At 45.3% G+C, this 8,029-nt stretch carries 8 protein-coding genes; 3 read left to right on the forward strand and 5 right to left on the reverse strand.

Annotation, left to right across the window (positions count from 1 at the left end; all coding sequences use genetic code 11):
- Positions 1-98 precede the first annotated feature (98 nt).
- From JGK36_RS23710 to JGK36_RS23720, 3 genes are all read left to right on the forward strand, one after another.
- Positions 99-293 carry an MAPEG family protein gene (locus tag JGK36_RS23710; protein WP_293198197.1) on the forward strand — a complete coding sequence of 65 codons (195 nt, stop codon included), beginning with the start codon at positions 99-101 and terminating at the stop codon, positions 291-293.
- A gap of 439 nt (positions 294-732) precedes the next feature.
- Positions 733-1,683: an ABC transporter ATP-binding protein gene (locus tag JGK36_RS23715; protein ID WP_293198199.1), complete on the forward strand. Its 951-nt coding sequence runs from the start codon at positions 733-735 to the stop codon at positions 1,681-1,683.
- A gap of 301 nt (positions 1,684-1,984) precedes the next feature.
- A complete protein-coding gene (locus JGK36_RS23720) occupies positions 1,985-3,514 on the forward strand; it encodes a hypothetical protein (RefSeq protein WP_293201137.1) in 1,530 nt (509 codons plus the stop codon).
- A 282-nt stretch (positions 3,515-3,796) separates the two neighbouring features.
- Here JGK36_RS23720 and JGK36_RS23725 read toward each other — a convergent pair whose 3' ends face one another.
- The 5 genes from JGK36_RS23725 to cruF all read right to left on the reverse strand — a co-directional run bounded on the left by JGK36_RS23725 (position 3,797) and on the right by cruF (position 7,632).
- Positions 3,797-4,174 (reverse strand): hypothetical protein, encoded by a 378-nt coding sequence (locus JGK36_RS23725; protein ID WP_293179151.1) that lies wholly within the window; start codon positions 4,172-4,174, stop codon positions 3,797-3,799.
- Complete coding sequence (locus JGK36_RS23730) at positions 4,146-4,733, reverse strand: Panacea domain-containing protein (protein ID WP_293179154.1); 588 nt, start codon at positions 4,731-4,733, stop codon at positions 4,146-4,148. Before JGK36_RS23730 ends, JGK36_RS23725 begins: the two co-directional genes overlap by 29 nt.
- Positions 4,734-4,749: 16 nt before the next feature.
- On the reverse strand, positions 4,750-4,896 hold the full coding sequence (locus JGK36_RS23735; protein ID WP_293198203.1) for a hypothetical protein: 147 nt from the start codon (positions 4,894-4,896) through the stop codon (positions 4,750-4,752).
- A gap of 3 nt (positions 4,897-4,899) precedes the next feature.
- The gene (cruG, locus tag JGK36_RS23740; RefSeq protein ID WP_293179160.1) at positions 4,900-6,090 is read right to left on the reverse strand and encodes a 2'-O-glycosyltransferase CruG; all 1,191 of its coding nucleotides are present in this window, start codon (positions 6,088-6,090) and stop codon (positions 4,900-4,902) included.
- Positions 6,091-6,693: 603 nt separating this feature from the next.
- On the reverse strand, positions 6,694-7,632 hold the full coding sequence (gene cruF / locus JGK36_RS23745; protein ID WP_293179163.1) for a gamma-carotene 1'-hydroxylase CruF: 939 nt from the start codon (positions 7,630-7,632) through the stop codon (positions 6,694-6,696).
- Positions 7,633-8,029: the final 397 nt, after the last annotated feature.

The following is an 8,029-nucleotide window of genomic DNA, read 5'->3' on the forward strand; positions in this document are numbered from 1 at the left end:
CAGCCGAGGCGGGTTAATCCGCTCGAAGTGAAAGCGAAAGGGGAGGGACTTGAAGCCTCCCATGTCATGTAATAGATGACTATACTTTTACCAGCTATTTGGGAGTTGTTTTTCTGCTAACAGTTAGGGGCGTCTCTGGAATAGCCGTAGATTCGCTGATTGTTGCCTACATTGTATTTCGGCTGCTGCATTCAATGATTCACATCGCCGGTCTCAATCCCATGTTTAGGGTATTAAGCTTAGGGATGCAGTTAAGCTGCTTGTTAGCCTTAATTGTTATGGCAGTTTTGTAGTTGATGACTTACACAACGAACACATATATTGTAGGGTGCGTCAAGCCCACAATCTAATTATTTCGCACGCAGCCTAAGTCTGACGCACCTTACTTACAAGTCTATAGATCGTCTAAAATTACTGTCTGTGATTTCGCTAACCAACCTAAATTATGGAATCGCGTTAGCAATCTTTGGCTGGTATAATAATAAGCTGTTTTAGTTTTTACATTTTGGACTGACTCGCGTCCCCAGGCCACAAAAGTTGGATTATTTTTGAGATTTAGTTTAAATACTGAGCGAGCTTATTTTTAAACATAAATCGTAATCTTTTTAAAATTTAACAGTTAATTTTCCGCAATACCGCTGACAACTGCTGTATCAAAAGGCTAAGCTAGATACAAGCTTAAACTTCCTTTTCTAGAGACAAACCGCAGCCAATTTCACTCGCCTTTTAACTATGGCAAAAGAATTAGCAATAGACACTCGCGGACTTACCAAACAATTCGATCGCCATATTGCCGTCAATGACATCGACTTGCAAGTCGGCGCCGGGGAAATCTGTGGCCTCATCGGCCCCAACGGTGCGGGCAAAACTACCTTGCTGCGAATGTTGGCCTCCGCTGAAGAACCTACTACAGGGGAGATTTACATCAACGGCAAACGCTTGTTGCGCGATCGATCTAATCCCACTCTCAAACAGCGCATCGGTTTTCTTCCCGACGATTTTCCGCTTTACGACGATTTGACTGTTTGCGATTATTTAGATTACTTTGCCAGACTCTACAACCTGCGACAACCCCGGCGCAGAGAGCGCATCTATGCAGTTTTAGAACTCGTGCAATTAACCAACAAGCGCAACAGCTTAATTTCCACTCTGTCGCGGGGAATGAAGCAGCGCCTGAGTTTGGGGCGCACGATTATTCACGAACCGCTGTTGTTGCTGTTAGACGAACCAGTTTCGGGTTTAGATCCGATCGCGCGATCGCAATTTCGCGAAATCATCAAATCCTTGCAACAAGCCGGCATGACCGTAGTCATATCATCCCACGTTCTCAGCGATTTAGCCGAACTTTGCACCTGGGTAGGGATTATGGAATTGGGCTATCTTGTGGAAAGCGCCCCTTTACAAGAACTTTACAAACGCCTCGGGAAACAGCAAATTTTCCTGTCAACTTTGGGCAATTTAGAAGGGTTGACATCCGAACTCAAGAACTTTCCTTGGGTTGAAAGTTGGGAAATAGTGCCGGAAACTCAGCAGGTGTGCGTTCATTTTTCAGGAAGCCGGGAAGATGCAGCGAATTTATTGCGATCGCTCGTCAATGCCAATATTCCCCTCACAGAATTTCACTGCACTCAAGAAGACTTAGAAACTATCTTTCTGAAAATGGGACACAAACAAGCATCTTAAATAGCCTTGGACGCACGGGCGGTCAAAAACCTGGTTTTTACCAAAATCTTTCATCGGAGCCACGAGACTCACAAAAAAACCCGGTTTCTGTGGTCTAAATGCGTTCAATGGGTGCATCTGGGTTTTGAAGAGGGCGAAGCATGACCGCATATAAGTTATTAGTTATAATCCCATATTGACTGCGGTCATGCTTCGCCCCTACAAACATATTTGCCTTGCACAGGTCGCTGCACCCAGTTCAAGACTATTAAATAAATCACCCGATTTCCAATTGTTCACTCACAACTCAAAACAATTATCTATGACTCTCAACTTGCTAGACACAATCGGTAACTGGAATTCCCAGTTATTTCGAGAACTTAAAGGCCGGCTGAAAATGGGCAATATTGCGATCGCCAGCGTCCTTTCCCTCAGCAGTCAACTGGTGCTGTTTTTGTCGTCGAGGAGCCAGATACCCGTTGCGCCTCTTCCCAGCGATTACAAGTACCCCATTCATCACAGATTCTGCACTGGATTTGATGGCAATACCAAAGGTGATTCAATCAAGTGTATCCAAGATGCGGCAGGAAATTTCATCATTAACTGGCCCTCTTGGTGGCTAGAAATATTCGTTTACCTGAGCATATTTAGTGCGATCGCACTTTTAGTAGCCGGCACTTATATGCTGGTGAGCGACTTAGACAAAGAGGAACGCCGAGGCACACTTAACTTTATTCGCCTCAGCCCCCAATCTGCCAACACAATTTTTCTGGGTAAAATTCTCGGCGTCCCAATTTTACTGTATCTGGCAGCAATTCTTGCTGTACCGCTGCACCTGTACAGCGGATTAGCAGCTCAAATACCTCTGCATCATATTTTATGTTTCGACATAGCAATGGTAGCTAGCTGTGCTTTATTTTACAGCGGTGCAATGCTATTTGGTTTAACAACCAGTTGGTTGGGAGGGTTTCAGCCTTGGCTGGCTAGTGCTGCGGTTTTGGGTTTTATTAGCACAGCTTTTAAGGCACCATCAGTCGGCAATGCTGCGGACTTGTTAGCATTTTTCTCTCCGGCTGCTGTCTTGAAACAGGTAGCTTATCAAGTTAATGAGTCATCCCATTCTAACCTTAACTGGTTAACTGAAGAGTTCGATAGTCTGGAATGGTTCCATTTGCAGATTGGCAAAAATCTTGTGTCTTCTACCGCCTTATCTTTATTGATTTGTGCAGTGGCAACCTATTGGATATACCAGGGATGGCAGCGTCGCTTTCCCAACCCCACCGCCACTGTTTTGAGCAAGCGACAAAGTTATTTGCTGGTGATTTCCTATCAGTCAATAATTTTAGGATTTGCACTCCAATCAAATAAATACTCCCTTGATGAAATCGTCTGTTTGTCGATCCCAAATTTGATGGTTTTTTTAGCTTTGATTGCGGCTTTAACCTCGGAAAGACAAGCTTTGTATGATTGGGCGAGGTATCGGAAACAAATCGTTCCGAGTAGTCAGAAGTTGTGGCGCAAATACCCAATACTCGATTTAATTTGGAGCGAAAAAAGTCCAGCACCAATTGCAATAGCAATCAATCTCCTCAGTTCGACAGTGATTTTAACACCTTGGCTGCTGGTGAATCACACCGCTTTTCCTGCGATGATTGCGTTTATCAATCTTATCCTGATTTACGCCGGCCTCACTCAGCTATTCATGTTCGCAAAAATCCGAAATCAAGCAGTTTGGGCGACTTGTACAGTCGGAGGGGCTATCCTTTTACCACCAATTATTTTGTCTGTGCTTTCCCTCAGTATTTCCCATCTTTGGATCTTCATCTGCCTTGAGAGACCAGTCAATATATGACATTTGTGTCTCGATACTCTGCCAGTGGACTGTGTTGGTGCTGCTGAATCTGCAATTGAGGAGGCAACTCCGAATCGCTGGGGAATCGGCATCTAAAGCTTTGCTGAAGGCTTGAAAAAGGGAGAATGCAGTGCGCCCCGATCGCAATCGGTGGGCATTCCTGACCTCAAAAACCCGGTTTCTTTGTAGATTTATCGTCAACGCAAAACTCGTAGAAACCGGGTTTAAAGCTATCTTTGGAGCGGCAATTAAACTCTCCGAAGTCTTGTTCAGTTTGTTGATTTAAAATTCTAAAATTTCTCTAAGTACACTCTTTAAATCCGCATCAGCAGGACGTTTTGAAAACTGCTCGTGACTGTAAATCCAAACGAGTTTAATAATACAAGTAGTTGCGTTAACTAAGTACATTAGTCTAATCTGTCCCGAAGCTCCTTTAGCAATCCTAAAATCTATCTTGTGAAATGTCCATTCTTCTGGCAACTTAATTTTTCCCGGTAAAGGCTCATTACGGGAATTGTTTGGATATTGGTAATCAATTAATTCTTCCAAAACTTTTGAAATTATTTCAACAAAGCTAGCTCCGTGAATTTTTGCAAGTTTTTTAAAGGAACGGTTGAAATTGTCGGAAGCTTCAATCGAGAAGGGAGTTGAGCCACTCATGGACTTCTCCTTTTTCAATACGATTTGATGATTCGGAATCAAAGGTATCCTTCAAAACTTCAGACATTGCTAGTTCGTATGCGGGGTGCTTGCGCTCTATCAAATCGAGCTTCTGATAACCTAATGCTTTCATGTCTTCGAGAAGAATTGGCTCCGTTGAACTTGCTTCAGGAAGTAGACCTTTACGAGCTTTTTTCCAAGGAAATTCACCGTGAGTCATATTGCTTAATCCATAAGCATGATAACCACCGAAATATCCCCAAATTTCTTCTAAAAGCTCTTGCTTATCAGAGGTAAGCTGCAATAAGGATTCTTTGTTAGGAATAGGTAGCTGGCTAGCTTCAAACTCACTGTAAAACCTATAAGCAGGAGGACAAACAGGGCCGTAGCGCCATGCTTGGATTTCTTCTCCAAAGAAGGCCTCATCATAGAGTGCCAAATGCAAGCTCTGTGCGTAGTATAAAAGCTTCTGAATCTTCATATTAGTCATGTCAGCTTCTATACCATCTTCATAAGCTCTGATAATGAAGTAGCGAGCCAAATTGAGACAGTCGATCATAGCTCCGACCCTCAGTCTAGAACAAATACTTTTCGATCGCCAGATTGGCAGCATATCGATACATACTATTATAATTGAAACTGAGTCGCGAGTGTAATATCAAATCAGCCGATCGCACAAATGTAAATTCGATCGCCCATTCCAATCGCGATCCGCCTGTCATAAGTTAACTATACTTGCGGCCGCGCCACTGAGTCGGCTGATTAAACGCAGAAATTAGAATCCGCACAAACGCTAACGGATCGGCTAAAGGTGACAGCCAAAATAGCCATTTACCAGAAGCTTGGGTGCGATCGTAACTCGGAGCGATCGCAAAACACAAAGCCGATCGCACTGCAACCAAAAATACATTCAATCCCCACAGCCCAAACTGCCCAGATACAGCGATCGCAGGTAGGGAACCCGATAGCAAATACCAAAGGACGATCGGCACCGGCAAACCTTGAACCGCCAACAACAGCCACAAATCGCCCCAAATTTGACCGCTAGAAGCAGCATCTTTGAGATCGAGCGATCGCCCCCATTCATTCCAAGTCTCGATCGCCCCCTCATACATCCGCACCTTCAAGACTTTCGCCCCATCCAAAAAGCCCACCTTAAAGCCCTGAGCCGCAGCATAGCGAGCCAGAGTCACATCATCGCAAAAAGAACCTTTTGCGACTTCATAGCCCCCTAAAGCCACCAAAACCTCGCGCTTGCAGAGGAAACACTGACCGTTTGCCATCACCCGTTCCGGCACATCCCCGCCGGTTCCCGTGGGGCCGAAGCGATACACCAAAGTCATTAACAGCGCAGGTTGCAGCCACAACTCGCCCGGATACTTGAGGATGAACTGCGGCGACAGCGAAATCAAATCGTAATTTCCAGCAGCAGCAGTTTTGAGCAAACTTGCGATCAAACCCGGATGCGGCTGAGTATCCGCATCTATCCCCAAAATCCACTCGCACTTCTCGGAAGTTGCCAAAAAACCCCAATTCAGCGCCCACGGACGCCCCACCCAACCAGGCGGTAACGGATCGTCGTTAATTAAGCGAAACCGGGGGTCTTTTTCGGCGGCAGCTTTGACTAAATCCCCTGTTCCATCTACCGAATAGCTGTCAACAACTACCACCTCTCGGAGCTCGTAACTTTGGTGACTCAATCCTTCCAAACAAGGTGCAATTCTTTCTGCTTCGTTCAAAGTCGGCACCACCGCAGTACAAGCACCCAACAAGTCCAGCGTCGGGGAATCTGGTTCCAGGGGCGGGATGCGCGAGGGGCCTTTAATTAACCGCGACATTAAAAGGGCGGTAGCGGGTAATTGCAACAGCAAAAGTGCGGCAGGGATGATGATTGTAAGGTGGTTAGGATCGATCATAGGATTTTAGATTTTAGATTTTAGATTTTCAATTGAATAATTTGGAATTACGGCTGGTGTCAATTTGAAAAATTTAATCAACTTTTGATATCATGTCCTGTCGCTTACCACAACAAAAACGGTTCGTAGTGCGGACTTTAGTCCGCAAGATCGGAGCGGACTAAAGTCCGCACTACGAACGAATATTATTGCGGTTAATCGACGATCGGACACGCTATGACCTCAAACATATTAACGGTTCGTAGTGCGGACTTAAGTCCGCAGCCTGAGTGCGGACTAAAGTCCGCACTACGAACGAATATTATTGCGGTTAATCGACGCTCGGACACGATATGACCTCAAACATATTACAGGAATTTGGCATGAAAATATAATTGCTGAAAAACCCGGTTTCTTGTTAAAACCGGGTTTTTAAATTAGCTCAAAATTTCCTGTGAATTTTTGCCAAATCAGCAGTGAGCTCGTGTCCGCTCAATTACCATAACAAAAACGGTTCGTAGTGCGGACTTAAGTCCGCAGCCTGAGTGCGGACTAAAGTCCGCACTACGAACGAATATTATTGCAGTCAATCGACCGGAAACGATATGATTCCTCATCAGCCGCTTACTTCCGCAAAGCGCCTACGCGCTGAGATGGAATTTCAGCTTTGAGAGCAGATTCCAAAGACGGAATTGCTTCTGTTATGTCATCTGCTGCGGGTTTAGCGATCGAGCTTAATACGATCGCCGGAACTACACCCAGAAGCACAGCTAGCGATGTCGGGAACCAGAACCGAGAATCCAAGGAAGTGACAGTGATAATCGCTCCGAAAGCAAAGTTTACCAAATAAACAATTAAAGGCAAACTCAATTCCGATCGCTCTAATTTTATCGAAGTTTTTCTCCAAAAGAAAGCTGCTACAGACATAAACAGCGCCCCGGTACCCATCCAGCCCGCCAAATTGCGGTAAGGCATCCCAAAGAAAGCGCCAAGTTCCTCAAACTCCCAAAAAGGTACAGAAGTTTGACTCATCGCCGGATCTAGTACAAAATCCCAAGCTGTCAATAATAGAGCGCCAAGGGCGATCGCGCCTATTTGGCGCACCCAATTCAATTCGCCTTTACCACCAGCCAGCCCAGCGCGAGCAATTATATATGAAACCAGTCCTAGATAAAACCACGACATGGGAATTGTAAACGGCACCAGCCCTGCAATTTTGTAGCCCAACCCGCTTAAATAGTGGTAATGGCCGAAGGGAAAACCCGTACTCGTTCCCAACAACTCGCTACTCAAAGATAAAAACACAGAAGGCAGCAAAAATGTCAGAGTTGCACCCAGCCCCAACGTCCGATAGGCATAGAGAGCAACCGCTGCTGCGCCAAAAATGATATAAACTACTCCACCCCCAGCCATCCCCCATTGGAACAAAGTTTGTCCGGCGGGCGATAAATTCATCACGAATTCGGGATGGGGTAAAATCAGCAGCAACCCTGCCAATCCAAAGGCCATTGACAAGACGTGGGCAATCAGGCAAAAGCGCTCAGCTATCAAAAGTTGCTTCATGGGACTCCTCGAAAAAATATTAGATGCAGAAAGCACTCGTTACAGTTTACAATTTTTTACAATAAACCAACACCAATAGGGCACCGGCATTTTTCCAAGATTTGCGCCCAAGCCCGAGAAACCCCGTTGCTGATTGAGTGTCTGGTTGCAACAAGCCTAGACAAGATTGCAAAAATAGCTGGGAAGATCCCCAGAACCCGTCCCAAAAATCAGCAGTCATTACACAAATTAGGTACGTTGTTGGGATGCGAGCCCTCTTTGCTTAGATCTTATGAAAGAGCGCTGAAGCGCAACTACATACCTTGGCCCAAGCACGAGCCAATCTTCGATCGATAATTTTGGTATGTTGTTGGGATGGGAGCACTCTTTGCTGAGATCTAGGAAAGAGCGCTGAAGC

Origin of the sequence: Microcoleus sp. PH2017_35_SFW_U_B, from assembly GCF_020737865.1 — a bacterium.
Taxonomy (GTDB): domain Bacteria; phylum Cyanobacteriota; class Cyanobacteriia; order Cyanobacteriales; family Microcoleaceae; genus Microcoleus.